This is a genomic window from Arthrobacter mangrovi (assembly GCF_026011795.1).
Taxonomy (GTDB): Bacteria; Actinomycetota; Actinomycetes; order Actinomycetales; family Micrococcaceae; genus Crystallibacter; species Crystallibacter mangrovi.
Window position 1 is genome coordinate 173,671 of the sequence record NZ_BRVS01000026.1, and the last position, 25,285, is coordinate 198,955.

Consider the following 25,285-nt stretch of genomic DNA (forward strand, 5'->3'; position numbering starts at 1 on the left):
TGGATGACCAAGGCGATCGACCAGGAGGCGATACTCGCAGCCGCTCGGGACATAATGGTCCGCCCCGTTGGCGGAGACACGCTTAACCTCATTTCACTCCGTGTCGTAGACGGGTATCTCGAGGTCGTGTTCCGCTGGAATGAGCGTCCGGAGCAGTTCGGCTACCGGGTGGAGTTGCCGGATACGACCGACCATCCGTCCTGGACAAAATGGGCGCCGCAGACAGTTGAGGAATGGGTGGAGTACGCTGTCCGCTTCAGCCTCATCGAAGACATGCAGACGGGCCTGCTCCCATATGGCCGCCGCCGCTTCGACGGTAGCGTGCTGTGGCTGGAAGGGGCGCCGTCGTGAATATCAGATCCGAGCTCGCCGGCTTGGGAGCGGCACCGGTGGGCCTCTTTGCAATGCACGTGTGGGAAATGGCGCTGACAGCTCCGGAGGGCCACGCAATGATGGAGCTGGGCATTGGCGGTGTCCGCACTTTCAAGCCGAATAAACCAGGGCGTCGATAGGAGCCATCGCCAGACGTCCACCGGCAGGCAGCATCGGAAAGTGAGACCCGAGGAGGCATCGGGCGGGCCGGCATGGGTACGACGCCGGGCGCCCGGTTCCGCGGTCGCGGGACCAAGCGCCCGGCGAGGCATCGAAGCGGCTAGGCGTCTTCCGGCGCCAGGACGATGTCGAAGCGGGTGCGGGCCCAGGCTTGGCTGCCGAGGTCGCGGCCGTTCGGGGTGGGCGTGCCCGGCTTCTGCTGTTCGAAGGTCTTGATGAGCGAGTCCTTGACGCCGAAGACGCTGTCTCCGATGCCGATCTGCGGGTCCCCGTCGACGAAGATGTGGGTGACGAGGGTGCGCAGGTTTTCGGCGGTGACCATGAAATGCAGGTGGCTGGCGCGGACGGGCGAGCGGCCCGTGGCTTCGAGCATTTTCCCGACGGGCCCATCATGGGGTATCGGATACGGGGTCGGGGTCAGCCCCCAGAAGGAGTACTCGCCGCGCTCGTTGGTGTAGAGGTGGGCGCGGCCGGCGACGCGGCCGTCCGTGTACTGCACATCGTAGAAGCCCTCGTCGTCAGCTTCCCACACCTCGATCCGAGCGTTCGGGACGGGGTTGCCGTCCGTGTCGGTGACAGTGCCCTCGACCCAGCAGGGCTGGCCGTGGGCGCCGCCGGCGATGTCCCCGCCGTGCGGGATTTCCGGGGCGTCCTCGGTGAAGAACGGGCCGAAGACGGTGGCCTCGGTGGCGGCGGCGCTGCCGGTATAGGTCGGGTTGTTCACGGCGATGGTCTGCATGGAGGCGCCGAGGACGTCGGAGAGCAGGATGAATTCCTGGCGCTTGTCGTCGGTGATGTGGCCGGCGGCGGTGAGGAATTCGATGGCCCTGTTCCATTCGTCCTCGGTGAGCCGGACCTCGCGGATGAAGGCGTGCAGGTGCCGGGTCAGGGACTGCATGACCTGCTTGAGCCGGGGGTCCGCGGTGTTGTCGAAGGACGCGACGACGGTGTCGACCAGGTCCTGCTCGACCTGCTGCTGTTCGGGACTGATGCTGTGGCCGGCGGTGCCGGTATCGGTGGTGGTCATGGCTGCCTGCCTTAGAGGTCGGTGAGGGTCTTCGGGTCGTCGCCGGCGGTCGCCGCGCGCAGGAGGGCTGCGAGGTTCTCCTTGGTGCCCGGGCGCGGGTTGGAGGCCGGGATGACCGGCAGGATCAGGTCCACGGCTTCGGCGATGTTCTCCTCGGCGAAGCCGTAGTCCTTCAGCGCCTTGGGCGCGTCCAGCTGTTCGCGGAGCCGGTTCAGTCCGTCGACCGCGTCGGTGGTGCCGAACGCGGCGGCGATCCGCTCGGCTGCGTCCGGGGCGGCCGGGGCGTTGAACGCGAGCACGTAGGGCAGGACTGTGGCGTGGGTCTGGGCGTGGGGCATGTTCCAGGTTCCGCCGAGGACATGGCAGATCTTGTGGTGCATGCCGGAGCCGGCGGAGGCGAACGCAACGGCGGAGAGGTAGGCCCCGTAGAGCGCCTGTTCCCGGCCCTGCAACCCTTGGGGGTCCTGCACGATGCCCGGCAGGCCCTGGTTGAGGGCGCGGATGCCCTCGGCGGCGAGGGCCTGGTTGATCGGGTCCACGCGCGGCCCCCACATGGAGTCGATGCAGTGCGCCATCCCGTTCAGGCCGGACGCGACGGACAGTTCGACGGGCAGGGACAGGGTCAAGCTGGCGTCGTAGATGACGGTGGCCGGCAGGACCTTGTCGTCGACGCCGGTGGTCTTGCGCGCCGCTTCGGTCAGGCCCCAGACATTCGTGGCCTCGGACCCGGCGTACGTGGTCGGCACCGCGACGATGGGCAGGCCCGTGGTGAGGGCGATGGCCTTGGCCAGCCCGGTGGTCGAGCCGCCGCCCACGCACACCAGCAGGTCGATTCCGTGTTCCGCGGCGGCGGTCCGGGCCTTTTCGGCCTTCTCGATCGGCACGTGCGGCGCCACGTCGTCGTAATTCAACGCCGCTTCGATGCCGGCCGTGACCTGGCCGGCGATGGCAGCCTCGGACTCCGAGGCGATCACCATCACCCGCTGCGCACCGAACCGCCGCACCTCGGCAGCCAGGTTGTCCGCGGCTTTCCCGGTGCCGAAAAGCACCCGCTGCCCCAGCGTTACGTGTTCAAAGGTCAGGCTCATGCTTGGTTCTCCCGGTTCAGGATGGAGGTCAGGGCGGTCTTCAAAGCGGTCTCCGGATCCTCCGGCAGCCGGTCCGAGCGCCAGCCGATGTGCTTGTCCGGACGCACCAGGACGGCTCCGTCTTCCGCTACTTCGCGCAGTTTAGCCCAGTCGAAATACAGGTCGGTGACCCCCTGGCCGGGGCCGATGACCACGGTCTCCACCGTGACGCCGAGCTGGTCGCTGACCTTCTGCGCCGCCGTCGTCCATTCCGCGCCGGTGATACCGGTGAAGAGCGTGAACCGGCCGTAGGGGGCCAGGTCATGGGTGGAGTACTTTGTGGCGTTGTCCCCGACCCACGCGTGCGGCAGGCGCACGCCCGGGTAGGTGGAGGGCTGGTAGTAGAGTTCGGGATCGCGTTCCGGTTCCGGCCTGGCGGTGCCGTCGCCGACGACGGCGGTGGAAGCGTAGTGCTGTCCCAGTTCCACCCCGTGGGCATTGAACTCGTAGTTCTTGATCTCCATGGCCTCCTGGACCGCGGCGCGCTTGGCAGCGCCCTCCGGCGTGTTGTCCTTACGGGACTCGATCAGCGCATGCATCTCCTCGGGAGACTCCGCCTTATCGATGCCCAGGGCCTCGAACAGCTTCACGAACTCGCGGCCCGACTGGTTGGCGCGGGTGACGATCTGCCTGGCTACCGGCGCCCTTTCGGCGGAGTAGGTCTCCAGCAGCTCCACGCCGGCCTGTCCATTGAGGACGGCGGCGAGCTTCCAGGCGAGGTTGTAGGAGTCCTGGATGGACGTGTTGGAGCCGAGGCCGTTGCTCGGCGGATGCTTGTGAACGGCGTCGCCGGCACAAAAGACGCGGCCCTTCTGCAGGTGGGTGGCGTACTGCTCGTTGTTGCCCCAGAGCGAAATGCCGGTGATCTCGACGTCGAGGTCCGGCACGCCGATCAGGTTGCGGACCACCTGGCGGGCGTCCTCCTCGCTGACCTCGGGAGTGCCTTCGTTGATGTCGAAGCCCCAGACGATCAGCCACTCGTTCCACGGCCGGACCATGCGGACCAGCCCAGCGCCGATGCCGCCGATGTTCGAGCCGGGCTGGACCACCCAGTAGAGGACCGACGGGCGGTGGCCGACGAGCGCGGCAATGTCCGCCTTGAACGTGATGTTCATGGATCCGGCGATGTCCATCTGCCCCTCGTACGGCAGCGCAATGTCCGCGGCGACCTTGGACCGCGCGCCGTCCGCGCCGATCAGGTACTTGGTACGGATCGTGTACTCGGTGCCAGTGAGGCGGTTGAGCACGCGGACGTTCACGCCGTCCGCATCCTGGGTATGCGAGAGGTACTCGGTGGAGAACTGGGTCTGCGTGCCGCGCATCGTGGCGTTCCTGACCAGGATCGGCTCCAGGTAGGTCTGCGGGATGTCGCAGTTCAACGAGGGTGAGGCCAGCTCGTAGTCCGCGTGCCGGGCCGGGTGGTTGCCCCAGGTCAGGATGCGCCCGATCTCCTCGCCGGCGATCGAGGTGCAGAAGACAGTGTCGCCGATCATGTGGTGCGGCGTTGCATCGGCGAGCACCTGCTCCTCGATGCCGAGGTCGCGGAAGATCTCCATGGTCCGCTGGTTGGTGATGTGCGCCCGCGGCGTGTTCGCTGTCCACCGGTACTTGGTGATCATGATGTTCGGTACCCCGAGCGAGGACAGGAACAGCGCGGCAGAGGAACCCGCGGGGCCGGAGCCGACAATGAGGACGTCCGTCTCGACGACGGCGGAGTCCGGGGTCTCGGTCTCGGAGACCCCGTCATTGAAAATCACCATGGCAACTACTCCACTTCGAAAGGCCGGGCTTTCCGGGCATCTGCCAATGAGTGTTCCAGTTCACACTGACGCTTTGGCGTGCGGTCCGCATCACGGCGGAAAGCGGCAAAGCCATGGCGGATCCAGGCAAAAACCGGCCTCTGCAGGTCAGCCCTCGCCCGGGCCTTCGTAGGTTCCGTACTCCGGAGGGCCCGTGGTCTCGTAGACATGGATCGCCAGGCCTCCGGGCGTCGATTCGTTGCGGACCAGCCTGAGCCCGGTCGGGGCGGTGCCGTCGGGAAACAGCCGGCGCCCGCTGCCGACGATGACGGGTGCGATGACCAGCCGCAGCTCGTCCACCAGCCCCGCGGCCAGCATTGACTGACCCAGCCGGGCGCTGCCGTGGATCTGCAGTTCCCGCCCGGTCCGGCCTTTGAGTTCCGCGACTTTGGCCGGCACGTCGCCGGACAGGACGGTCGCGGGGTGCCAGGTTGGGCCGGCCAGGCTGTTGGACGCGACGTACTTGGGCAGGCCGTTCATCGTCCGGGTGAAGGGCTCGTTAGGATCCGGCATGTTGGGCCAGGATTCGGCGAACTCCTCATACGTGCGCCGACCCAGCAGGAGGCCGTCAGCATGGGCCAGCCAGTCCGCAGCCTGCTGCATGAACACCCCGTCCATGTGGGGAACGAACCAGCCACCCCGGGTGAAACCGCCGGTAGTGTCCTCGTCCGGCGACCCGGGCCCCTGGCAGACGCCGTCCAGCGACACGAACTCGGTCAACGTCAGCTTCATTGATGCTGCCTTCCTCCCGCGCCGAAGCGAGGCATGGTGCTACAGGTTGTGCCGAAAATGGGGTCAGCGCGGGCGGCGGTCCTGCAACGGGGTCGATCCGAATTTCTCCTTGTAGCTGCGGGAGAAGTGCGATTGCGAAGCGAAGCCGAGCTCGGCGGCGACCTCCGCCAGCGGTTGCCTGGCGGAGGCGGGGGAGCGGAGCCGTTCGCGGGCGGCATCCAGGCGGGCGTCCAGGATGCTGCGCGGAACGCTGGTGCCCGCCTCGGCGAAGATGCGGGAGAGCTGCCGTTCGGAAATGCCCACGGCGGCGGCGATCCGTCCCGCCGACAGCCCCGCGTCGGCGAGATGTGAGGTGATGAAGGCCCGCGCTGCCTCCAGATGCCCGACGGGAGCCCCGCCGTCGTTCATGATGTGGGCCAATAAGCCCAGCGCCTTCGTTTCCAGGCGGTCCCAGTCCGTCGCCTGGCCTGCGAGGGCGCCGGCCAGCGACGCCGCGAGGGCCTGCGCATGCACGGTGCCGGCCTCCGCGCCGCGGAACCCGAAGACCTGCGGCCGGGTGAGTCCGGACCGGCCGGTCAGTTCGCTCAGCGTGCGCCTCGGGATCTTCAGGGCGAGCTCATTCAGGCCGTGCGAGAAGCCGCGCATGAACGGTTGGTCCGCGTCATAGAGGATCGCCTGGCCGGGCTTGAGGATTTCGCAGCCGTCGCGATGGTAGAAAAAGCCCTCGCCCTCGAGCGCGAAGTAGGCCACCACGGCCTCGGCCGGGTAGGCGGCGATCTCGCGTGCCGACCGCTCCACCACGTGCGGGGTGCCGGCGACGCGGGCCAGCTGCAGCCGGGGCAAGGTGAGGTTGAGTTCGGTTGCTTCGAGCGACGTGCCGTTCAGCGTCCTGGCCTGCAGGCCGACCAGGGCCCGGGCGTTGTGCTCCTCCCAAAGGGCGATCCGGCGGTCTCCGGGCAGCCCGACGGTGGAGAACCGGGTGAGTCCGTGCGGGCGCGCTCCGCCTGTGGCCTGCATCATAGTTCAACAGTGTACGTGCGCCGCGCAACCTCCAGGAAAAGCTCCAGGACCGGGGACGGCGGGAGCTGCCGGGACCACACCATGGCGGCGTGCAGCGGGTCCACCTGCTGCAGGCAGTCGCGGACCTCGACCCGGCTGCCCGCGACGTCCGCGATCGAGCGGGGCATCAGGCTGATGCCCATGCCGGCGGCGATCAGCGGAACCGCCGTTTGCAGTGTGGAGACGTTGCGGATGGACGCCGGTCGGGTGCCGGCGCTGCGCCACAGTTGTTCGGCCAGCTCGAGCAGGCCCGGGAAGCCGGAGATCTTGGAGGGCAGGATCCAGGTTTCCTCCGCAAGATCCGCCAAGTCGACGGGATCGGGCAGCGCGGAAAGCTGCGGCGGCAGGACCAGCACCAGCGGCATGGGCTTGACCGCGGCCAGCCCGAGGTCCGGGTGGGAGTCTGCGAGCGAGTCCGGATCGGCTGTGGCCACGAACCCCACGTCGGCCTGCCCGCCTGCCACCTGGCGCAGCACCTCGGCCGGCTCCGGGTCGGATAGTTCGACGTCGACGGCGGGCGCCTGTGCGGCATAGGCCTTCAGCAGCGGGGGAAGGTGCGTCCACGCGAACGTCGGCACCGAGGCGATCTGCAGCCTTCCCGCGAGGCCCCGTCCGAGCATCTTCACCTGCTCCTCGATCCGCTCGCTCCATCGCAGCAGCTGGCGTCCCTGCCCTGCGAGGAGTTCCCCGGCCGGGGTCGCGGAGACGCCCTGGGGGTGCCGGTCGAGCAGGCGCACGCCGAGCTGCTTCTCGAGCTGGATGACGGACTGGCTCAGCGGCGGCTGCGTCATATGCAAGGCCGAGGCGGCGCGCGAGAAGGATCCTTCTGACACGACGGCCAGGAAATATTCGAGCTGGCGGAGGTTCATAGTCGCACATTGTATGGGGATGTCCTGAAATTGATATTTGTCCTCTAGCCTGCACTTCGGAAACCTGAGTAGTGATCTGCAGCACATCGCGTGCTTTCCGTTCCCACTCCAAGGAGGAGCCATGACTTCTGCCGCGATCCGAACCTTGCCCGGGAGACAGGTGCCATGAGGATCCGCAAGGGCCTGGCCCTGGCGGCCTCGGTGCTGGCGGTCCTCCTGGCCACCGGCTGCGGTGTCGGCCGGGGCAGCGCAGTAGAGCTGGGGCCCGGCGACCCGATCAAGGTCGGCGTCATCCCCGTTGCCGATTTCGCGCCGGTGTACATCGCCGCGGAGGAAGGGTACTTTGCCGACGAAGGCCTCAATGTCGAGACCCAGGTCATGCAGAATGCGGCCGCGATCGCCCCGTCGGTCATCAACGGGCAGCTGCAGTTCGGAACGGCCGCGGTGCCGCCGTTCCTCGGCGCCGTACAGAAAGGCCTGCCACTCAAGGCCGTGGCGAATGGAACGTCCGTTGCCGCCGACCCGGACAAGGATCCCTCGGCCCTGGTGGCCGCCCCGGGCACCGGCATCGAACGGCCCAAGGACCTGGAAGGCCGGACAGTAGCGGTCAATGCGCTGAGTTCGATCGTGCACGTTACTGCGGCGGCAGCCATCAAGGCCGACGGCGGGGACCCGTCCCTGGTGACCTTCGTGGCGATGCCGTTCCCCGACATGCTGCCGGCACTGGCGCGTGGCGCAGTCGATGCAGCGTCGCTGGTCGAGCCCTTCTATGCGAAGTCCGTTGCCCAGGGCGCCGAGGTGCTCGGCAATCCTTACTCGCAGACGCTGAAGCCGGACGGCACGTTCACCGTGATCTTCACTGCCCAGCCTTTCATCGAGACCAACCCGGAAATTGTGGAGAAGTTCGCCCGCGCCGTCGACCGGGCCAGCGCTGAAGCGGCCCGGGATCCGCAGAAGGTTGGCGCCGTGCTGGCGAAGTACGGCAAGTTACCGCCGGACGTGTTCGCCAGGATCCGTGTACCGATGTACAGCGACCGGCTGGACACCGGCGCCCTGGCCAGCACCGGCGAACTGATGCAGGGGCTGGGTTTCCTGCCCGGCGCCGTGGACGTGGAAAGTGCGGTGTGGAAATGACGACGACGCAAGTCCGTGAGCTTCCGGCTCGGGTCCGGCCGCGGGCCCAACGCCGCGGCGCCTCCAGATTCCCGCTCGCCGCGAGCCCGATGGGAAGAACGGTCCTGGGGGCCGGTGCGGTACTGGCCGTGCTGGCGGCGTGGGAAGTTCTTGCCCGCACGGGTGCTTTCCCTCCCGGTTCGATTCCGCCCGCGTCGACAGTGCTGGCCGAGTTCGTCCGCCAGTTGGGCGTAGCCGCGTTCTGGGCGGCTGCGTGGAACACCGTCTCGGTGGCCTTGCTGGGCCTGCTGCTGATTGTGCTCGTCGCGTCGCCGCTGGCGCTGCTGATCGGGCTGGTCCGGCCGGTGCAGGAGTCCACCTGGTTCCTGCTGGAGTTCCTGAAGCCGATTCCGCCTGTGGCGCTGATTCCCCTGGGGCTGCTGCTCTGGGGCCCGTCGCCGGGGATGAAGCTCTTCCTGATCGTCATGGGCGCCATCTGGCCGCTGCTGACCCAGCTGATCTACGGAATCAAGGAAATCAACGGTGTCGGAGCCGAGATGGCGCGCAGTTACCGGCTGGGCTGGTGGCTGACTACCAGCCGGCTGGTCTTCCCCTCGGTGCTGCCGTTTGCGCTGACTGGACTGCGCATCTCGGCTTCCATCGCCATTGTCGTCGCCGTGGTCACGGAAATGATCGGCGGCGCCGCGGGCCTCGGCCAGAACATCGTGGTCGCGCAGTCGGCCGGCGCACTGGCCGAGATGTACGCGCTCATCATCGCCACGGGCCTGCTGGGCCTGCTGATCAATGCGGGTTTCCGCGCGGTGCAGAAGCCCCTGCTGTTCTGGCACCCGTCCGTTCGACAGGAGGGAAACCTGTGAGCACTTCCGTAACACCACCTCGGGGAGCGGAACGGGGCGGAAGAATCCGGCTGTTCCTGCTGCGCGCCTGGCTGCCCGCCTGCCTGCTGGCGCTGTGGTGGATGGGTTCGGCGTCCAGCACCTCGCTGTACTTCCCATCGCTGCAGAGCATCACGGAGACGTTGCGGACCGACTGGCTGGGGCCGGGCTTCGCCGAACATCTGCTGCCCAGCGTTGGCAAATTCCTGGCCGGTTTCCTCATCGCTGCGCTCGCCGGGGTTGGCCTCGGCCTGGTCGTCGGGATGTACCCGGTGCTGCGGGCGGCGGCCGAGCCGATCGTCCAGTTCCTGCGCTCACTGCCGCCGCCGGTCCTGCTGCCGCTGGGGCTGCTGCTGTTCGGCATCGGGCCGTCCATGAACATCGCGATCATCGCCTTCGGTGCCATCTGGCCGACGCTGCTGAACACGATCGACGGCGTCCGTTCATTGGATCCCCAACTGACCGAGATGACCCGTTCCTACCGGCTGACCCGCGGGCAGAAAATCCGCTACGTCATCCTGCCCAATGCCGGACCGCAGATCTTCGCCGGCCTGCGCACCACCCTGCAGATGTCCATCATCCTGATCGTCGTCTCGGAAATGGTCGCCTCGACCAACGGCATCGGCTACTACGTCCTCAACTCCCAGCAGACCTTCGCCGTCCCGCAGACCTGGGCCGGCACCCTGATCCTGGGACTGCTCGGCTACCTCGCCAACCTTGTCTTCATCCGTTTCGAGCGGTACGTCCTGCGCTGGCAGGCCGGGCTGCTCGCCAGTACAGGAAGCGGTGCATGAAAATGACCGAAACGTACCCCCAAACCACGGCGCAGGACAAACCCGAGGCGGACGCCGCCGTCGCCAATCCGAACGTCCTGCTCCAACTGCAGGGACTGCAGAAGAACTACGGGCACGTCCGGATCCTCGCCGGTGTGGACTTCGAAATCCGCAAGGGGGAATTCGTTTGCGTCGTGGGCCCCTCGGGCTCGGGCAAGACCACGTTGCTCAAGTGCATGGCCGGCTTACTGGCGCCCTCCGGGGGACAGACGATATTCGAGGGCCAGCCCGTGACCGAACCCCCGGCGAAACTGGCCGTTGTCTTCCAGGACTACAGCCGCTCGCTGCTGCCCTGGATGACCGTGTGGCAGAACGTGGAGCTGCCGATGAAGAACAAGTTCGCCAAGGCGGAGCGGCCGGCGCGGATCGAATCCGTGCTGGAGGCCGTAGGCCTGGGCGGAAAGGGCAACCTGTACCCCTGGCAAATGTCCGGCGGCATGCAGCAGCGCGCCGCGATCGCCCGCGGCCTGGCCTACCAGCCGGACGTGCTGCTCATGGACGAACCCTTCGCCGCCGTCGACGCGCAAACGCGGATCGAATTGGAGGACCTGGTCCTGCGGGTGCGGCAGGAATTCGACACCACCGTCGTCTTCGTCACCCACGACATCGACGAAGCGGTCTACCTCGGTGATCGGGTGATCGTGCTCTCCGGCGCGCCGACCACGTCAGCCGCAACATCGCCGTCGACCTACCCAGGCCGCGTAACCAGCGCGACACCAAACTCCTGCCCGAGTACGCCCGGCTGCGCGCCGAAGTATTCGAACTGATCCAGTCCGCCAAGTCCCACGCGGTCATCCGCTGACCCGCCTCGAGAAAGACATGAGCATGACCAGAACGTACCTGCCGCTGGACGCGGCCGACGCAGCTAAGTACCGCACCCGGGTGACCCTGCTGGGCACAGCCGGCGGCCCGCCGTGGTGGGACGGCTCCGACCGGACCGGCATCTCCACCGCCATCACGGTCAACGACGCCGTCTACCTGATCGACTGCGGCGAAGGCTGGGGCCCTCAGTTCCGCAAGTCGGGCCTGGGTCCCGCCGGGTTCCAGAAGGGCCTGGACAACATGCGGGCCGTATTCATCACCCACCACCACTCCGACCACATGGTGGACTACCCGAACCTGCTCCTGCTCGCCTGGCACAACGGCTCCGACGGACTGAAACAGCCCATCCAGATCCACGGCCCCGGCGACCGCGGCGCGCTGCCGCCCATCTTCGCCGAGGAGAAGCGGGAATTCCTGCCCGAAGTTTTCCATCCGGAGTCCCCGACCCCTGGGCTCGTCGAGTCGTCGGAGAAGCTGCTGCAGGCCTACGCACTCGATATCAATGACCGGATGCGCGACAACGCCAAGCAGGACCTGCGGGAAATCTTCGAGTTCCACGACATTGAGCTGCCCGCCGGTACGGGGGACGACCCGAACGGCAACCCCACCCCGGGCATGGAGCCGTTCGAGATCTACCGGGACGATAACGTGCGGGTGACCGCGATCCTCGTCGACCACCGTCCGGTCTTCCCGGCCTTCGCCTTCCGCTTCGACACGCCCGACGGCGCCATCGTCATCTCCGGCGACACCGGCGTCTGCGGCAACCTCGTCACCATTTCGGAGGGCGCGGACATCCTGCTGCACGAGTGTATCGACATGGACTGGGTGGACGGGCTGATGGGCCCGGACTCGCCAAAGCCGGATCCCAACCTCATGCAGCACATGCTCGCCGCGCACACAGCCATCGAGGAAGTCGGACCGCAAGCCGAGAAGGCCGGCGTCGGTACCCTCGTCCTCACCCACCTGGTCCCCGGCAACACCCCGCCGGAGAAGTGGCAGAAGGCGCAGATCGGGTTCAGCGGCAACCTTGTGGTCGGCGAAGACCTGATGCATTTCGGCCTGGGCGAGCCGCGGGACTGACGGGGAGACTGCGGCGGCGGTGCTTCCTTGCCGGCTGAAGGAGGCACCGCCGTCGGCATGGAAACAGGCCTGTTCCCGCCGTCTCCTGAGGGCATAATCTGGATATATCGGCGCTGGCGCCGAGGCTCCGGCGTCGATATCCCCATCGATGAAGGAGGAATGATGAGCGTCGTACGTGAATTCATGACGACGGATTGCCAGTGTATCCGCGAACATCAAACCCTCGAAGAAGCTGCCCGGATGATGCGCGACCTGGACTGCGGCTCGCTGCCGATTTGCGGTGACGACGGCATGTTGAAGGGTGTCATTACGGACCGCGACATCGTCGTGAGATGCCTTGCCGATGGCAGGGACGCCAAGGCAATGGTTGCGGCCGATCTTGCGCAGGGCAAGCCGCACTGGATCGACGCCGATGCCAACATCGACGACGCCATCCAGATGATGGAGCGCTACCAGATCCGGCGGCTGCCGGTCATCACCGACCACAAGCTGGTGGGCATCGTCAGCCAGGGCGACATTGCGCGCAACTACACCGAACAAAAGGTGGGCGAGATGGTGGAACATGTTTCCGCCCGGAAGCCCATGCAGATGACCTGACCGGTCCTGATCCGACCGATCCGAGGCCGCTGCCGCCCCCTTCCGGGCGGCAGCGGCTTGTCTGCGCATGCGGGGCCGTAGCCTAGTCCCAAGGACGCCTTCAGAAGGGACTTTTCATGGACGACGGCGGATCGCGCCTTATTTTCGGATGCATGGGCTTGGGTGGCGGTTGGGGGTCGGGCCCGCTGGAAGCAGCGCACGTCAAGGCGGCCCACGATGCGGTGGAGGCCGCGCTGGATGCCGGGATCCGGGACTTCGACCACGCCGACATTTACGCCCACGGCAAGGCGGAGGAGGCGTTCGGCCGGGTCCTGGCCGAGCGGCCGGGGCTGCGCGAACGGATCCGCCTGCAGACCAAGTGCGGGATCCGGCTGCCGTCGCCGGAGCGGGCCGGCCAGTACGATTCGTCCCGCGAATGGATCCTGGCGCAGACCGAGGAGAGCCTGCGGCGCCTCGGGACCGGGCACGTGGAGACTCTGCTGATCCACCGGCCGGACCCGCTGGCGCATCCCGGGGAAATTGCCGAGGCCTTCCTGGAGTTGCGGGACGCGGGGAAAGTGGGGCGGCTGGGGGTGTCCAACATGTCCGCTGAGCAGATGCGCTGGCTGCAGTCCGCGCTCCCGGAACAGCTCGCGGCCAACCAGCTGGAGATGAGCCTGCACCGCACGGGCTGGCTGGAATCCGGCGTGCTCGTCAACCACCCGGAGGCCGCCGAGGTGGGGTTCCCGCATGGCACCGTCGAATACTGCCAGACGGCCGGCGTCGAACTCCAGGCCTGGGGCGCGCTGGCACAGGGCCGCTACAGCGGGGCCGCGGGCACGGCGGAAACCGGGCCGGACGCAGCCGCTGCGGCCCTCGTCGGCGAGCTCGCGGAACGCAAAGGCTGCGCGCCCGAGGCAGTCGTCCTCGGCTGGCTGCTCCGGCACCCGGCCGGCATCCGCCCCGTGGTGGGGACCAGCAACCCCGCACGGATCCGGGCCAGCGGGGACGCCGAACGCATCGCCGCCGGCATGGACCGGCACGAGTGGTACTCACTGTGGGTTGCGGCCCGAGGCCGGGCGCTGCCATAGCACGCACAGGTTCGAAAAAACCTAGGAGCACGAAGAGATTGCCGGCTGCACTAAAAGGTTCCGACTAGGGCTGATGACGTGCGGATCATGGGGCGATAACGCCGCGGTGATAGGGGCGTAACAGCGGGGCTAAAGAATGGCTCAAGGGGGAGAGCACAACCGCTACCTAGACCGTTACACAGGGGTCCCCCATGAACGTTGGTGCGCAGGGGCAGCGAGGCCTGCCATGACTGCCGGAATGCACAAACCACTCCCTGGCTCTACACCGCTCCCGGTCCCGCCGCCGTCGGCCGTGACGCCGCGGCCCGGACCGATCGAGCCGACACGCACGAAACGTGCGATCGGCATCGACGTCGCCCGATCCATCGCCCTGATCGGCATGGTGTCCGTCCATGTATGGCCCACCACGAACAAGAACGACGACATGTCCTTGGTCTATGCCGTCTTCGCCGGCCGCGCCGCCGGTCTCTTCGCTCTGCTGGCGGGCGTGTCCATCGCGTTCGTGGAGCGGCGGTCGCGGGGAAAGCTGTTCGGCCGCACGCTGTGGGCGGACCGGGGGGCCCTCGTCACCCGGGGGCTGCTCATCATGCTGGCTGGCCTCCTGCTGGGCTATCTCGAAGCCGATGTCGTGACCATCCTGCCGTACTTCGGCATCCTGTTCCTGCTGGTCATTCCGTTGTATGGCCGGTCCAACCGCGTGCTGATCATCGCCGGAGTCCTGTTCGCCATCCTGGGCCCGCTCCTGTTGTTCCTCTTCGGCGACAGCCTCCCGGAGCAACCTGATTCGGGCGCGGACTACACCCTGACAACGATATTCCAGTATCCCGTGCCGTTCGTCTCCGACATGCTCCTAATCGGCCAATACCCCACGCTGCTCTGGATGGCGTACATCTGCGTCGGCATCGTCATCGGCCGCCAGGTCCTGACGTCAAAGAAGGTCGCACTGGTCGTTGCCGCCTGGGGCGCGGGACTGGCGCTGGGCACATGGTTCCTATCCCAGTTCCTGCTCGGCGCAGCCGGAGGCTTCCAGCGCCTGGTGGAAGCGACACCGGCCATGACCAGCGAGGACATCATCGACGTCCTGGCGTACGGCCCCGAGGATCCGATGCTGCCGCACACCACCGGTTGGTGGATGGCCGCAGTCGCCCCGTACTCGCACACCTCGCTGAACCTGATACACGATCTAGGCTGTGCGATGGCCGTGACGGGGGTGGTCCTGCTCCTGACCCGTTCCGGCGGCAGGATCTTCTCGCCGTTCGCGGCTATCGGCGCCATGACGCTGACCCTCTATTCGGCGCACGTTGTCATCCTGGCGATCGGTGTGCTGGACCCGGCCCGGCCGCGGGTTTCCCTCTGGGTCCAGATCATTTCGTTCATGTTGTTCGCCCTCGTCTGGCGAAGCGTTATGGGCAAGGGGCCCCTGGAACAAATCATCTCGGACTGCAGCGACTGGGTCCGTACCAAAATCCGTACACCCCGGCAGCAGCGTCGGCGGCCCAGGGAGAGCTCCGCCGAGGCCGATGTCCAACGTCCGCCGCCGGCTGCCGCGGCCGCTGCGGCGCCGGGCGCGCCGGTTCCGGCAACCGCCGAACCGGACGCCGCCGGTCCGCCGTCGTCGGCACCGGATCACCAGCCCGTCTACAAGCGCACGTCCCTGAGGATTCCGTCCTTGAGGCGCCCGTCGCGGATGAACTGAAAGCGGGCAGCCGCCGAGGCGGCTGAAGAAGCAAGGGACCCGCCGGGAGCCTATTCTTCGGGCCGGTGCCGGTCGCGGATGATGTGGTCGATCTCGTTGCGCAGCGCGACGGCCTCCTCCAACGTTAGCTTCAGCGTCTCGCCGGTCTCCACCCAGCTGAGGCTGAGCACCTCGTCCCCGGCGATGCCGGTGATGCCGATGCTCAGGGCACGGCCGCCGGGCCGGCTCACATCGCCGATGATCAGGTCGCCGGCGTCGTCTTGGGCGAATTCCATGGTGACTTCCTCCCCGGTCGGTCCAGTGGGGCACGGTCGGCGTACCCTTTCGAGCCCCACTATTCCTTGTCGGGCCGCCGCACGCCACCGGTTGCCCGGGTCCTGGCCCCGCGGGCCGGCAAGTCGAGTCCTCCAAGCTGGCTGCGCGGCGGCGGCAACGGGACTAGTGTTCACAGTGGGACGGGCCGTCCGCCCCGGCGCAACGCCAGGAACGATAGCGAAGGCGGGATCCAACTATGGGAGTCGACGACAAGTTCGAGGCAGCCAAGGACAAGGTCAAGGGCAAGGTCAACGAGGCGGTCGGCAAGGCCACCGACGACAAGTCGCAGGAGATGAAGGGCCACGCCCAGCAGGCCGAAGGCGAAATCAAAGACAAGGTGGCGGACACGAAGGCGCACCTGAAGGACGACGCCAACCGCGTGGACGACACCGAAGGCGGCGGCCGCTTGTAGCAGGCCCTGTCTTCCAGCGGATGCCCTGCCGGACAGGCGGGGCATCCGTGTTTAACCCGGGTTCCCGAGGCCAGCGGACGGCGGTTAAACGGAACGATCACCGGTCGCTTATGCTAGGGCTCACAGTTGGGGAAATTGCCTTCTTTTGCGCGCCGCCGGCGCCGGTTCCCGCTGCATAGGGGGATGGATGTCGTCGAACTCCAGGCCGGTGTGTTTCCGCTCCGCGGCCGCGCTGGCCACGGTGGCCGCGGTTGCTGCCTTGGGCATGGGACCCGCTCCGGCGGCGCTCGCCACTGAGCTGCCGCCCGTCGGCGCCGAACCGGCCGGCAGCATCCCGGCGCAGGGGCAGCCGGAGGATTCCCCGCTGCGCAGGGCGTTCGACTCGACGCTGGACGAGGCCCGCGAACAAGCTGCCGATGAGGAAGACACTGAGGCCCAGGCGGCTACGGAGGGCGAGGCGCCGTCCGGCGCGGGCCAGGTCGGCGGCGCTGCTGCCCCGGAAACCGTCATCGATGATGCACCCGAGGGATCCGCCATGGTGCTTCCCGATGCTGTACAGGAGATGTCCGGCGGGGCCGCGGCGCAACAGCCGGTCCGGCCGCAGGCAACCCGGCCACAGGCCGCGGGCTACACCGTCAGCGGTTCGGTATGGGGCGACTACTACGGCGACGGAGACTACAGCGCCAGCCTCGACGAGTGGGCCGCAGGGATCGAGGTCCAATTGCTGGCCAAGGACGGCACCCGGGTCCGGACATCCATCACCGATGCCGCCGGCCGGTATGCCTTCGAGAACCTCGACGCCGGAACCTACCGGCTGCGTTTCCCCTCGGTGGACGACGTGGGATTCTCCTTCGACATCGACGACGACGGCTATACGCCCTCATTCGAACTGGGCCCCGAGCAGACCTCCTTCACGTTCGATCTCCCCCTGTTCGTTCCGGAGGATTGGCCGAGCCTTGCCTTCGCCGCCTACTTCGACGCGGACCGAGACGGCATTTTCGACGAAGACGAGGCCGGTGCCCCCGAGGTCGACGTGGAAATCCTGTCCGAGGACGGCTCCCTGGCGGCGACCGCGACCACCGACGAGAACGGAATGTCGGGCGGATGGCTGGACGAGGGCCGCTACCGGCTGCGCCTGTCGGTTCCGGATGGCTATGTCGTCTCCGGGGCGGAAGCGTACCTCTATCCTTTCGAGGATGAAGGCCCGCAGGCCTTGGGCATTGGTCCCGACGGACTGACCGATCCGTTCGACGTCGACGGCGAATACTCGGCCATGATTGCGATCGGCCTGGCCGAGGCGGATGCGGTGGCCCCGGCGGCACCGGACACCGAGCCTGCGGCGATGGCTCCCGCGCCGGTGGCGCAGCCGGCCGCCGCGGGGTCTGCCGAAGCGCAGCCGGCCGAAGCAACGGTTCCGCGGCTGGCAGAAACCGGCAGCACTACCACCCCGCTGGTGCCGCTGGCCGCGCTGGCCCTGGCCACCGGCGTCGTCCTGCTCCGGCTGGTCCGCCGGAAACCCGCCGCCTAGGAGCCCGGGGCCGGGCGGCGGAGGCGGATCAGCTGCTCCAGCTGGTCCGCCACGTCGGCCCGCGGACCGCCGGCGTCGATCACGGCGAAGCCCCGGAACTCCGGGAGCGCCCGGTAGCCGGCAGCGAACCTGGCTAGCCCCGGAAGCGTCTCGGAGTCCTCCCCGCGCAGGGCGACCCGGGCGAGGGCCTGTTCCGGGGGAATGTCGAAGTAGACCACGAGGTCAGGGCGGGGGAGCAGGTTCAGCAGGCGCGCGGAGAAGCTCCGCCGGACCAGTCCGCGGCTGTGATCGCGTGCCAGCTGGCAGTAGAGGGAACGGTCGAACAGCACCAGCCCGCCGGTGTCCCGGGACTTCCGGTAGGCGGCGCAGGCCATGGTGGCGCGAATAACATTTTCGACGGCGCTCAGGCCCGTGCGGCCGAGCACCCGCTCGGCGGTAGTACCGAGCCTGTCCGCCCATCGCTCCAGGGTTTTCCGGCCGGCGTAGATCCCGTGGACGGCGACCGGCTCGCCCGCAGCCGCGAACCGGGCCCTGACGGCTTCGGCCGCGGAGGTCTTCCCGGAGCCGTCGATGCCAACCAGCGCCACGCGGTAGGGGCGGCTGCGCCGCGATCGCCCGTGCTCCTCGGAGCCAGCCGTGCGGGCAGGAACCGGCAGGGTGGCGGTCATCGCCGGGGTGCTGCAACGGGCAGCGACCGCTCGCGCACACTGGTCATCATCCCGCCTACGCTACGGCGGAAATCTGGGCAACTGCTGGAAGAAGTCCCGGTATTAGACGAAGGCCGGCTGCTCGAGCCGCCGGAAGGCCGACCCATGGAACACCAGCGGCTCGTGCGCGTCGTCGTGCGTGGTCAGCGCGTGTACCCGCAGCAGCACCACGTGGTGGTCGCCGGCCGGAACCTCCTGCTCCACCGAGCAGTCCAGCCACAGTGCGGCCTCCTCGAGGAAAAGGGCCCCGTCGTCGGTGGAATGAAGCTGAAGCCCGGCGAAGCGGTCTCCGGATTTCGACGCGATCTGGCGGCAGACGCCGTCGTGCCCCGTCCCCAGCACGGAAACGCCGATCCGTCCGGCGGTGCGCACGATCGGCCAGGTGCGCGAGGTGTTCTGCACCGCGAACATCACCAGCGGCGGATCCATGGAGACGCCCACGGTAAAGGAGGATGCGACGATGCCCTGCGGGGCGCCGTCGACAATGGCGCACAGCGCGGCGATACCCGACGGGAAGCGTCCGAAGGCCTTCCGGAGGGTGTCAGGCTGCAGATCATCGTGGAGGGACATGCCGGTTCCTTTGCCGTCAGGCGAATCCGCTGGTTTCCTCTACGACCGGCGAATGCGCAGTACTTGCGACGCTGGCTGTCGGCCAGCGGGCCGAATCATCACCTGGAGCACCCCGCTACGGCGAGAGGGTTGCCGGCCAACCAGCCAGGGCTTGGTGTTGGCACTCATGATTCTGGTTTCCACGCTAAACGCGGCGTGCTGCGCGGTCAAACGCCAGCAACACTTCGTAAAGGACCGCCGCGCGGGCGCCGGAGCTACTCGGACGGCTCCGGCTCGCTGAATACCTCGGTGTCCACGTCCGCCTGCTGACCCGCGCTGTAGCGCGGACCGTGCACCGTCTGTTCGTTGATCAGCTCGTCCAGCCGGGCCATCAGCGGGGCATCGAGTACGACGGCGGCGGCCGCCATATCCTCGTCGAGGTGGGCGATGCTGGTGGTTCCGGGAAGGGCGATGATGCCCTCCGCGCGGTGGAGCACCCAGGCCAGTGCCAGCTGGGCCGGGGTGCAGCCGGCCTCCCCGGCGAGGCGGCTGAATTCGTCCAGCAGCCGCAGGTTGAGCGGGTAGTTCTGTGCCGAGAAGCGCGGCATGCCGCGGCGGATGTCGCCGTCGGGCAGGGAAGCCACATCGCGCACCCCGCCGGCAAGGAAACCGCGGCCCAGCGGGCTGAAGGCCACGAACGCGGTGCCCAGTTCCCGGCAGGCCTCCAAGGCACCGAGTTCCGGATTGCGCGTCCAGAGCGAATATTCCGTCTGCAGCGCAGCGATCGGGTGCACCGTGTGGGCCCGGCGCAGCGTGCCGGCAGAAACCTCGGAGAGGCCGATCCCGCCGATCTTGCCTTCCGCGACGAGCTCCGCCAGGGCGCCGACGCTCTCCTCGACAGGGATGGTCTTGTCCCAGCGGTGCAGGTAGTAGAGGTCGATGTGGTCCGTTCGCAGCCGCCGCAGCGCCTCCTCGCAGGTGGCCTTCAGCGTGTGCGGCCGGCCGTCGATCACGCGCTTGCCGTCCACGCTCGTCATGCCGCACTTGCTGGCCAGGAAGTATTCGTCCCGCCGTGCACCCAAAACCTCGCCGACCAGGGTCTCGTTCGCCGTCGCACCGTAGAGCGCGGCCGTGTCGAAGTGCCGCACCCCGCTGTCCAGCGCGTGCAGCAGCAGCGCCTCGGCCTCTTCGCGCGGCGGGGGCGTGCCGTAGGCGTGGCTGAGGTTCATGCACCCCAGCCCGATGCTGCCGACGTCCCTGGTCCCGATCCGGCGAGTGCCCATGCTGTCCCTTCCGCTGCGTGCGTGCCAACGCTTCTTCTTAGCACACGCCTCTGCCCACTCCGGCATTGCAAGGTCCGGCATTGCCCGCCCGATTCCGGCGGATGCCTCGACAAGCCCCGGTCCGCCCGGTAAGCATGGAGCGTGGCTGTCATAGGGTTCCATGCATCGCACGAACAGATCGCTCCGGCCCAGCTCCTGGCCGACGTCCAACTGGCCGAGCAGGCCGGTTTCGGCGCGGCCATGTGCTCCGACCACCTGGAGCCCTGGTCCGCCCGGCAGGGCCATTCGGGCTTCGCCTGGTCCTGGCTGGGCGCCGCGCTCGCCACCACCAAGCTGCGCTTCGGCGTGGTCACCGCCCCCGGCCAGCGCTACCACCCCACCGTCATCGCGCACGCCTCGGCCACCCTCGCCGGCATGTTCCCGGGCCGCTTCTGGTTCGCCCCGGGCAGCGGGGAGAACATCAACGAGCACGTCACCGGGGACGGCTGGCCGGCCAAGGACGTCCGCCAGAGGCGGCTGGAGGAGTGCGTGCACGTCATCCGGCAAATGCACGACGGCGAAGTGGTCACCCACCGCGGCCTCGTCACCGTGGAACAGGCCCGGATCTGGGACGTTCCCGATCCCAAGCCGGACATCATCGCCCCGGCCATCAGCCCGGACACCGCCGCCCGCGCGGCGGCTTGGGCAGACGGACTGGTCACCGTCAACCAGCCCGCCGAACAGCTGCGCAAGGTCCTCGATGCCTACCGCGAGCACGGCGGCAAGGGCAAAGCCGTGCTCCAGGTGCACCTGTCATGGGCACCCGAGGAGGACACCGCCGTCGAAATCGCCCTGGACCAATGGGGCAGCAACGTCTTCCCGTCCTTCGTCGGCGCGGACCTGCCGACGGCCGCCTACTTCGATGCGGTGAGCACGACGGTGGGGGAGCAGCAGATCCGGCAGTCCGTCAACGTTTCCGCCGACACCGGCCGGCACGCCCAGTGGCTGCAGGAGTACCTGGACCTCGGCTTCGACGAGCTCTACCTGCACTTCGTCGGGCAGGAGCAGAAGCCGTTCATCCACGCCTTCGGCCAGGACGTGCTGCCCCAGCTCGGCTAGCCCGGCACGTCCGGGCGCCGGACACGGTTGCGCTGCTGTGCCCGCCGGGCTCGCTGCCCACGCCAATCCTAGCTGCGCACTGCTGGCCTAGCTGAGCACGTCCGCCAGGTCGTACTTAACCGGCTCTTCCAGCTGCTCATAGGTGCAGGATTCCGGCTCCCGGTCCGGCCGCCAGCGGACGAACTGCGTCGTGTGCCGGAATCGCTCGCCCTCCATATGGTCGTACTTGACCTCGATGACGCGCTCCGGCCGCAGCGGCACGAAGGACAGGTCCTTGCCGGCGCTCCAGCGGCTGCCCTCGGACGTCAGCGGCGTGCGCTTGCCGGCTTCATGCTCCGACCGGCTCCACGGATGCTCGCCCGAATCGGCGATGAGCGGCTGCAGCTCCTCGAAGAGCTCCTTGCGCCGCTGCATCGAGAAGGCCCCCGCCACACCCACATGGGTGAGGCCGCCGCCGTCGTACAGTCCCAGCAGCAGTGAGCCGACCAGGTCCGGGCCGCTCTTGTGCACGCGGTAGCCCGCCAGCACGCAGTCCGCAGTGCGCTCATGCTTGATCTTGAACATCGCGCGCTTGTCCGGCTGGTACGTCCCGTCCAGCGGCTTGGCAACGACGCCGTCCAAACCCGCCCCCTCAAAGTGCCGGAACCACTCCTCGGCCTGCACGTGGTCACGGGTGGTGCGGGTCAAGTGGACCGGCCCGGCCGCTTCGGAGAGGAGCTCCTCCAGAGCGTTCCGCCGGGCCGAAAAGGGCAGCGGCATCAGGTCCACGTCATCGAGCGCCAGCAGGTCGAAGGCCACGAAGCTGGCCGGGGTCTCGGCCGCCAGCAGCTTCACCCGGCTCGCGGCCGGATGGATGCGCTGCTGCAGCATCTCGAAATCCAGCCGATCGCCGCCCGGGCGGACCAGGATGATCTCGCCGTCAACCACGCAGCGCGGCGGCAGCTGCTCAAGCGCCGCCTCCACGACCTCCGGAAAGTAGCGCGTCATCGGCTTCTCGTTCCGGCTGCCGATCTCCACCGTGTCGCCGTCACGGAAGATGATGGACCGGAAACCGTCCCACTTGGGCTCGTAGCACAGCTCGCCCTCCGGAATCCGGGCCACGGACTTGGCGAGCATCGGCTTGACCGGAGGCATCACAGGCAGTTGCATGTGGCCCATTCTTGCCGCTGGCCTGGGCCCTGTCATCCCTTGGCGCCATCCCGGCGGCGGCATTCGGGCAGCCGTTTGGCTAACGACGGCGGCGGGCGGGGCTTTGGTCCCGACCATATGGTTCGACGGCGGCTTTCGGGCAGCCGTTTGGCTAACGACGGCGGCGGGCGGGGCTTTGGTCCCGACCATATGGTTCGACGGCGGCTTGCGGACGGCCGTTTGGCTAACGACGGCGGCGGCCGGGGCTTTGTTCCCGACCACCTGGTTCGACGGCGGCTTGCGGACGGCCGTTTGGCTAACGATGACGGCGGGCCGGGCTTTGGTCTCGAACCACGGGCTCGTGAACGGCCTCAGTGAGGGCCGGTGGGTCCGGCCTGGTGGCTGGGGAAGGGCGCCGGGCGTCCGGTCCCTGTTCCTTTTGGTGCCGGATTGGGCTGAGAATTACGGCGAGCCCCCAGAGGATAGCCGCCACTGAGAGCCCTGCGCTGTGCGCGGCACCGGCGCTGTCGGGGTAGAGCAGCCAACTGACGCCGAGGACAAGCGCGCTGCTGCCGCAGGCAGTGCCGATGAGCGGGCGGCCGGCGGGCCAGAAGGCCATGACCAGCACGCCCATAACCAACAGCAGGCCGAGCGCCGCCTGGATGGGCCAATGCGAAAGTCCCCAGGACGTGTCGTCGACGACCCCGGGTGTGAGGGCCTGCTCTACAGCGACTGCCGCGTAGCCCCACCACCCCGGAGCCCCGACCAGGGCCAGCGCAAGAATCAGTCCGCTGGGCTCCAGCCTGCCGACGACACGGTCAGGTCTGTCCGCACGGGAGAGCAGCGGAACCAAGCTCATCGGGAGTAGCAGTACGGCGGGCGCCAGCGGCCCGGTATCCTCGGCGAGGACGCTGGCCAGCAGCAGCGCCGCGACCACCAGCCAGAGCAGCACGAGGGCGGGCCAGGGCTGCCGCGGCCGCGCGGCGATGGCCACGAAGGCTCCGCCAACGATGAAAGTGAACAGCACGCCCCAGCTGGTTTCGAGGCCCATCACGGCATGGAAGGCCGGGTTCACGCCGAAGAGCATCGTGAGATCGATGATCCCGAAGAAGCCTACGGCCCAGAAGACCGCCGCAAACCAGGCCCAGATCCGAGCGCCCGTGAGCATGTCCACAGGATACGCGAGTCGCGCCAAGGCGGCAGCCGGAAACGAGGCAAGGATCAGCGCGGAAGACATCCCGCTAAACCGACCGCGGAGCCTCGCGTTTCCATCCCGTTCTTCGGACCGGGTGATGTCTTCCTCCCATTGTTCGGGCGGGACAGATGAAGTCTTCCTCCCGTAAGTACGTCGCACACTCAGCAACTTGCGCTCGCCAACCGTCCCTGCGAATACTGTCAGAGGCAGCTCATAGTGTTGGTGCATGGAGGACTTCGGGAAGCAGCGGTCGAGGAAGTGGCAGGGCGACGCCGCCTTCCATGCTGCCTCGGCTGGGCGTTCTTCTCGTTTTGAGTACCGCTTGCATAGGGCGTTGCTGGAGGAGTTCCTGTGGCGGATGTATCCGGATCTGGCCCCTGGTGCCGGTCATCAGTTGCGTGTTGTAGAGGACCCGACGTTCGGCACCGTTCACATCTCCGGCCTGGAGGATCCCGGCGAGGTTCCGGCCGCGGCCGAGGACGCTGCCTCCAATGCGACGCCCCCGGACCCGCAGGGCCCCGTTGGTCCCGCGGGGGAGAACGCGGAGGCTGATCCTGAGGACGCCGGCCCTCCCACGCCTCAGGCTGCCGGAGGAGCTGGCTCCTCCGCCCTCCCCGTTCCCTCCCCGCCCTGCGAGCAGACCGGAATCCCGGGCCCACAACTTGCGGATGAACCTTCCCAGACTGCCTCCGGCTCAACAGAGCCCGTGTCAGCTGAACCCCAAGCTGCTGCCTCCGGGCCGGCACCTGAGTCGAGCGACTACGGTCGGATGGAACCGCCTGCCGATCCCGAGGTTGGGGCAGCTGAGCCGGTTTCCGGTGATCCGGAGGCGGCCTTCGCGCCGGTGCCTGAGTCGGACGGATCCGGTCCCGTGGAGCCGTATGCCGCTGATCCCCAAGCTGCTTCCGACCCAGCGGATCCGCATGCCAATAATCCCGAGGCTGTCTTCCCTCCGGATGAGGATGAGGGTGAGGATGGGATACCGGATTGGGCGTTGTCTCCGGCGCAGCGGGCGAAGCGGGAGAAAGCCAGGGAAGCGGCGAAGCCGCGGCCGCCGGCGCTGGTGGAGCACGGGCCGGTGGAATGGTTCCAGGCCTGGCGGGACATGACACCGGCGGATCTGGCCGTCGTGCTCGCCCGGCAGAACGTCAAGCAGCTGGCGGACGGGGTGCTGCTGGAGTATCTGGCCGCGGTGGAAAAGGTGACCGCGTCCTGGCAGGCGGCCCGCGTGCGGGGGCTGGACGAGTTCGCCTCCCGCCGCACCGAACCCGGCTCCCCGCTGATGGGGCCGGAGGGTCATGACCGGGGCACCGTGCGGGAACTGGCCGCGCACCTGCACCAGTCCCAGAAGACCCTGGTCACGGACCTCGCGGACGCTGTCCAGCTCTGCGCGCACTTCCCGGACACCCTGGAAGCGATGGACGCGGGGCGGGTGGACCTGGGGAGGGCGACCGCGATCGTGCGCGGGTCCCGCGACCTGCCCGCCGCGGTCCTGCCCGAGTACGAAGCGCAGGTGCTGCCCGGCGCCGGGAACGTGGTTAGGGAGACCGTGCAGGACCGCGCCCGGGCCGCCCGGCACCGGCTGCACCCGCAGACACTGGACGAGCGGCATGCGACGGCGATGGAACACCGCGGCGTCTGGTTCCGGCCGCAGGACGACGGCATGGCCGAACTGACCGTGCACGCCGGCGCGGATACCGTCATGGCCGTGTACAGCCTGGTGCAGGAGCACGCGAAACACCTCAAAACCCTCGACGGGGAAACCCGCACCCTGGCCCAGCTGCGCGCCGACGTCCTC

Annotated in this window: 25 protein-coding genes and 1 riboswitch; of the genes, 13 read left to right on the forward strand and 12 right to left on the reverse strand. The window is 68.0% G+C overall.

What is annotated here, in order from left to right:
* The first annotated feature begins 3 nt into the window (after positions 1 to 3).
* The gene (locus AHIS1636_RS17635; protein WP_264797149.1) at positions 4 to 351 is read left to right on the forward strand and encodes a hypothetical protein; all 348 of its coding nucleotides are present in this window, start codon (positions 4 to 6) and stop codon (positions 349 to 351) included.
* 301 nt (positions 352 to 652) lie between these two features.
* On the opposite strand, the gene AHIS1636_RS17640 is transcribed toward AHIS1636_RS17635, so the two are convergent.
* The 6 genes from AHIS1636_RS17640 to AHIS1636_RS17665 form a co-directional block, all read right to left on the reverse strand.
* The gene (locus AHIS1636_RS17640) at positions 653 to 1,579 is read right to left on the reverse strand and encodes a hydroxyquinol 1,2-dioxygenase (protein ID WP_264797150.1); all 927 of its coding nucleotides are present in this window, start codon (positions 1,577 to 1,579) and stop codon (positions 653 to 655) included.
* A gap of 11 nt (positions 1,580 to 1,590) precedes the next feature.
* On the reverse strand, positions 1,591 to 2,667 hold the full coding sequence (locus tag AHIS1636_RS17645; RefSeq protein ID WP_264797151.1) for a maleylacetate reductase: 1,077 nt from the start codon (positions 2,665 to 2,667) through the stop codon (positions 1,591 to 1,593).
* Complete coding sequence (locus tag AHIS1636_RS17650) at positions 2,664 to 4,466, reverse strand: FAD-dependent oxidoreductase (RefSeq protein ID WP_264797152.1); 1,803 nt, start codon at positions 4,464 to 4,466, stop codon at positions 2,664 to 2,666. The genes AHIS1636_RS17645 and AHIS1636_RS17650 overlap by 4 nt, the downstream gene beginning before the upstream one ends.
* 147 nt (positions 4,467 to 4,613) lie before the next feature.
* Positions 4,614 to 5,237 (reverse strand): dihydrofolate reductase family protein, encoded by a 624-nt coding sequence (locus tag AHIS1636_RS17655; RefSeq protein WP_264797153.1) that lies wholly within the window; start codon positions 5,235 to 5,237, stop codon positions 4,614 to 4,616.
* 63 nt (positions 5,238 to 5,300) lie between these two features.
* Positions 5,301 to 6,257 (reverse strand): AraC family transcriptional regulator, encoded by a 957-nt coding sequence (locus tag AHIS1636_RS17660; RefSeq protein ID WP_264797154.1) that lies wholly within the window; start codon positions 6,255 to 6,257, stop codon positions 5,301 to 5,303.
* The gene (locus tag AHIS1636_RS17665) at positions 6,254 to 7,165 is read right to left on the reverse strand and encodes a LysR family transcriptional regulator (RefSeq protein WP_264797155.1); all 912 of its coding nucleotides are present in this window, start codon (positions 7,163 to 7,165) and stop codon (positions 6,254 to 6,256) included. Before AHIS1636_RS17665 ends, AHIS1636_RS17660 begins: the two co-directional genes overlap by 4 nt.
* Before the next feature lie 165 nt (positions 7,166 to 7,330).
* Here AHIS1636_RS17665 and AHIS1636_RS17670 point away from each other — a divergent pair, with 165 nt between their 5' ends.
* From AHIS1636_RS17670 to AHIS1636_RS17705, 8 genes are all read left to right on the forward strand, one after another.
* The gene (locus tag AHIS1636_RS17670; RefSeq protein WP_264797156.1) at positions 7,331 to 8,299 is read left to right on the forward strand and encodes an ABC transporter substrate-binding protein; all 969 of its coding nucleotides are present in this window, start codon (positions 7,331 to 7,333) and stop codon (positions 8,297 to 8,299) included.
* Positions 8,296 to 9,156 (forward strand): ABC transporter permease, encoded by an 861-nt coding sequence (locus AHIS1636_RS17675; RefSeq protein ID WP_264797157.1) that lies wholly within the window; start codon positions 8,296 to 8,298, stop codon positions 9,154 to 9,156. The genes AHIS1636_RS17670 and AHIS1636_RS17675 overlap by 4 nt, the downstream gene beginning before the upstream one ends.
* The gene (locus AHIS1636_RS17680; RefSeq protein ID WP_264797159.1) at positions 9,153 to 9,968 is read left to right on the forward strand and encodes an ABC transporter permease; all 816 of its coding nucleotides are present in this window, start codon (positions 9,153 to 9,155) and stop codon (positions 9,966 to 9,968) included. The genes AHIS1636_RS17675 and AHIS1636_RS17680 overlap by 4 nt, the downstream gene beginning before the upstream one ends.
* On the forward strand, positions 9,965 to 10,774 hold the full coding sequence (locus AHIS1636_RS17685; RefSeq protein ID WP_264797160.1) for an ABC transporter ATP-binding protein: 810 nt from the start codon (positions 9,965 to 9,967) through the stop codon (positions 10,772 to 10,774). The genes AHIS1636_RS17680 and AHIS1636_RS17685 overlap by 4 nt, the downstream gene beginning before the upstream one ends.
* 58 nt (positions 10,775 to 10,832) lie before the next feature.
* Positions 10,833 to 11,909, forward strand: a complete 1,077-nt coding sequence (locus tag AHIS1636_RS17690; RefSeq protein ID WP_264797161.1) for an MBL fold metallo-hydrolase — start codon at positions 10,833 to 10,835, stop codon at positions 11,907 to 11,909.
* Positions 11,910 to 12,071: 162 nt separating this feature from the next.
* Positions 12,072 to 12,506 (forward strand): CBS domain-containing protein, encoded by a 435-nt coding sequence (locus AHIS1636_RS17695; RefSeq protein ID WP_264797162.1) that lies wholly within the window; start codon positions 12,072 to 12,074, stop codon positions 12,504 to 12,506.
* A 116-nt stretch (positions 12,507 to 12,622) separates the two neighbouring features.
* Positions 12,623 to 13,576 (forward strand): aldo/keto reductase, encoded by a 954-nt coding sequence (locus AHIS1636_RS17700; RefSeq protein ID WP_264797163.1) that lies wholly within the window; start codon positions 12,623 to 12,625, stop codon positions 13,574 to 13,576.
* Between the two features lie 238 nt (positions 13,577 to 13,814).
* A complete protein-coding gene (locus AHIS1636_RS17705; protein ID WP_264797164.1) occupies positions 13,815 to 15,272 on the forward strand; it encodes a heparan-alpha-glucosaminide N-acetyltransferase domain-containing protein in 1,458 nt (485 codons plus the stop codon).
* A 50-nt stretch (positions 15,273 to 15,322) separates the two neighbouring features.
* Here the strand turns inward: AHIS1636_RS17705 and AHIS1636_RS17710 are convergent, their stop codons facing one another.
* Complete coding sequence (locus tag AHIS1636_RS17710; protein WP_264797165.1) at positions 15,323 to 15,547, reverse strand: hypothetical protein; 225 nt, start codon at positions 15,545 to 15,547, stop codon at positions 15,323 to 15,325.
* 236 nt (positions 15,548 to 15,783) lie between these two features.
* On the opposite strand from AHIS1636_RS17710, the gene AHIS1636_RS17715 reads away from it, so the two are divergent.
* Both AHIS1636_RS17715 and AHIS1636_RS17720 read left to right on the forward strand, forming a co-directional pair.
* A complete protein-coding gene (locus tag AHIS1636_RS17715; RefSeq protein ID WP_264797166.1) occupies positions 15,784 to 15,999 on the forward strand; it encodes a CsbD family protein in 216 nt (71 codons plus the stop codon).
* A gap of 187 nt (positions 16,000 to 16,186) precedes the next feature.
* A complete protein-coding gene (locus AHIS1636_RS17720) occupies positions 16,187 to 17,527 on the forward strand; it encodes an SdrD B-like domain-containing protein (RefSeq protein WP_264797167.1) in 1,341 nt (446 codons plus the stop codon).
* On the opposite strand, the gene AHIS1636_RS17725 is transcribed toward AHIS1636_RS17720, so the two are convergent.
* The 3 genes from AHIS1636_RS17725 to AHIS1636_RS17735 all read right to left on the reverse strand — a co-directional run bounded on the left by AHIS1636_RS17725 (position 17,524) and on the right by AHIS1636_RS17735 (position 20,066).
* The gene (locus tag AHIS1636_RS17725) at positions 17,524 to 18,195 is read right to left on the reverse strand and encodes a dTMP kinase (protein WP_264797168.1); all 672 of its coding nucleotides are present in this window, start codon (positions 18,193 to 18,195) and stop codon (positions 17,524 to 17,526) included. The genes AHIS1636_RS17720 and AHIS1636_RS17725 overlap by 4 nt on opposite strands.
* A gap of 102 nt (positions 18,196 to 18,297) precedes the next feature.
* Positions 18,298 to 18,804: a flavin reductase family protein gene (locus tag AHIS1636_RS17730; RefSeq protein ID WP_264797169.1), complete on the reverse strand. Its 507-nt coding sequence runs from the start codon at positions 18,802 to 18,804 to the stop codon at positions 18,298 to 18,300.
* Positions 18,805 to 18,858: 54 nt separating this feature from the next.
* A riboswitch (SAM riboswitch) is annotated at positions 18,859 to 18,976 on the reverse strand.
* An 82-nt stretch (positions 18,977 to 19,058) separates the two neighbouring features.
* Positions 19,059 to 20,066 (reverse strand): aldo/keto reductase, encoded by a 1,008-nt coding sequence (locus tag AHIS1636_RS17735; protein ID WP_264797170.1) that lies wholly within the window; start codon positions 20,064 to 20,066, stop codon positions 19,059 to 19,061.
* 141 nt (positions 20,067 to 20,207) lie between these two features.
* Between AHIS1636_RS17735 and AHIS1636_RS17740 the strand changes: the two genes are divergently transcribed.
* Positions 20,208 to 21,164, forward strand: a complete 957-nt coding sequence (locus AHIS1636_RS17740) for a TIGR03885 family FMN-dependent LLM class oxidoreductase (RefSeq protein WP_264797171.1) — start codon at positions 20,208 to 20,210, stop codon at positions 21,162 to 21,164.
* Positions 21,165 to 21,251: 87 nt separating this feature from the next.
* Here the strand turns inward: AHIS1636_RS17740 and AHIS1636_RS17745 are convergent, their stop codons facing one another.
* Together AHIS1636_RS17745 and AHIS1636_RS17750 are read right to left on the reverse strand one after the other, a co-directional pair.
* Positions 21,252 to 22,313, reverse strand: coding sequence for an ATP-dependent DNA ligase (locus tag AHIS1636_RS17745; RefSeq protein WP_264797172.1), 1,062 nt, complete (start codon positions 22,311 to 22,313; stop codon positions 21,252 to 21,254).
* Positions 22,314 to 22,608: 295 nt separating this feature from the next.
* The gene (locus AHIS1636_RS17750; RefSeq protein WP_264797173.1) at positions 22,609 to 23,460 is read right to left on the reverse strand and encodes a hypothetical protein; all 852 of its coding nucleotides are present in this window, start codon (positions 23,458 to 23,460) and stop codon (positions 22,609 to 22,611) included.
* A gap of 796 nt (positions 23,461 to 24,256) precedes the next feature.
* Here AHIS1636_RS17750 and AHIS1636_RS17755 point away from each other — a divergent pair.
* A partial coding sequence (locus AHIS1636_RS17755; RefSeq protein ID WP_264797174.1) for a DUF222 domain-containing protein occupies positions 24,257 to 25,285 on the forward strand: 1,029 nt, incomplete at its 3' end.

Excerpts from the sequence above, each read along its gene's own strand:
- AHIS1636_RS17745 (WP_264797172.1), bottom strand. The coding sequence starts at position 22,313 with ATGCAACTGCCTGTGATGCCTCCGGTCAAGCCGATGCTCGCCAAGTCC.
- AHIS1636_RS17735 (WP_264797170.1), bottom strand. The coding sequence starts at position 20,066 with ATGGGCACTCGCCGGATCGGGACCAGGGACGTCGGCAGCATCGGGCTG.
- AHIS1636_RS17700 (WP_264797163.1), top strand. The coding sequence starts at position 12,623 with ATGGACGACGGCGGATCGCGCCTTATTTTCGGATGCATGGGCTTGGGT.
- AHIS1636_RS17685 (WP_264797160.1), top strand. The coding sequence starts at position 9,965 with ATGAAAATGACCGAAACGTACCCCCAAACCACGGCGCAGGACAAACCC.
- AHIS1636_RS17710 (WP_264797165.1), bottom strand. The coding sequence starts at position 15,547 with ATGGAATTCGCCCAAGACGACGCCGGCGACCTGATCATCGGCGATGTG.
- AHIS1636_RS17715 (WP_264797166.1), top strand. The coding sequence starts at position 15,784 with ATGGGAGTCGACGACAAGTTCGAGGCAGCCAAGGACAAGGTCAAGGGC.
- AHIS1636_RS17750 (WP_264797173.1), bottom strand. The coding sequence starts at position 23,460 with ATGCTCACGGGCGCTCGGATCTGGGCCTGGTTTGCGGCGGTCTTCTGG.
- AHIS1636_RS17650 (WP_264797152.1), bottom strand. The coding sequence starts at position 4,466 with ATGGTGATTTTCAATGACGGGGTCTCCGAGACCGAGACCCCGGACTCC.
- AHIS1636_RS17645 (WP_264797151.1), bottom strand. The coding sequence starts at position 2,667 with ATGAGCCTGACCTTTGAACACGTAACGCTGGGGCAGCGGGTGCTTTTC.
- AHIS1636_RS17675 (WP_264797157.1), top strand. The coding sequence starts at position 8,296 with ATGACGACGACGCAAGTCCGTGAGCTTCCGGCTCGGGTCCGGCCGCGG.
- AHIS1636_RS17720 (WP_264797167.1), top strand. The coding sequence starts at position 16,187 with ATGTCGTCGAACTCCAGGCCGGTGTGTTTCCGCTCCGCGGCCGCGCTG.
- AHIS1636_RS17655 (WP_264797153.1), bottom strand. The coding sequence starts at position 5,237 with ATGAAGCTGACGTTGACCGAGTTCGTGTCGCTGGACGGCGTCTGCCAG.
- AHIS1636_RS17670 (WP_264797156.1), top strand. The coding sequence starts at position 7,331 with ATGAGGATCCGCAAGGGCCTGGCCCTGGCGGCCTCGGTGCTGGCGGTC.
- AHIS1636_RS17660 (WP_264797154.1), bottom strand. The coding sequence starts at position 6,257 with ATGATGCAGGCCACAGGCGGAGCGCGCCCGCACGGACTCACCCGGTTC.
- AHIS1636_RS17635 (WP_264797149.1), top strand. The coding sequence starts at position 4 with ATGACCAAGGCGATCGACCAGGAGGCGATACTCGCAGCCGCTCGGGAC.
- AHIS1636_RS17705 (WP_264797164.1), top strand. The coding sequence starts at position 13,815 with ATGCACAAACCACTCCCTGGCTCTACACCGCTCCCGGTCCCGCCGCCG.
- AHIS1636_RS17665 (WP_264797155.1), bottom strand. The coding sequence starts at position 7,165 with ATGAACCTCCGCCAGCTCGAATATTTCCTGGCCGTCGTGTCAGAAGGA.
- AHIS1636_RS17690 (WP_264797161.1), top strand. The coding sequence starts at position 10,833 with ATGACCAGAACGTACCTGCCGCTGGACGCGGCCGACGCAGCTAAGTAC.
- AHIS1636_RS17730 (WP_264797169.1), bottom strand. The coding sequence starts at position 18,804 with ATGTCCCTCCACGATGATCTGCAGCCTGACACCCTCCGGAAGGCCTTC.
- AHIS1636_RS17725 (WP_264797168.1), bottom strand. The coding sequence starts at position 18,195 with ATGACCGCCACCCTGCCGGTTCCTGCCCGCACGGCTGGCTCCGAGGAG.
- AHIS1636_RS17640 (WP_264797150.1), bottom strand. The coding sequence starts at position 1,579 with ATGACCACCACCGATACCGGCACCGCCGGCCACAGCATCAGTCCCGAA.
- AHIS1636_RS17695 (WP_264797162.1), top strand. The coding sequence starts at position 12,072 with ATGAGCGTCGTACGTGAATTCATGACGACGGATTGCCAGTGTATCCGC.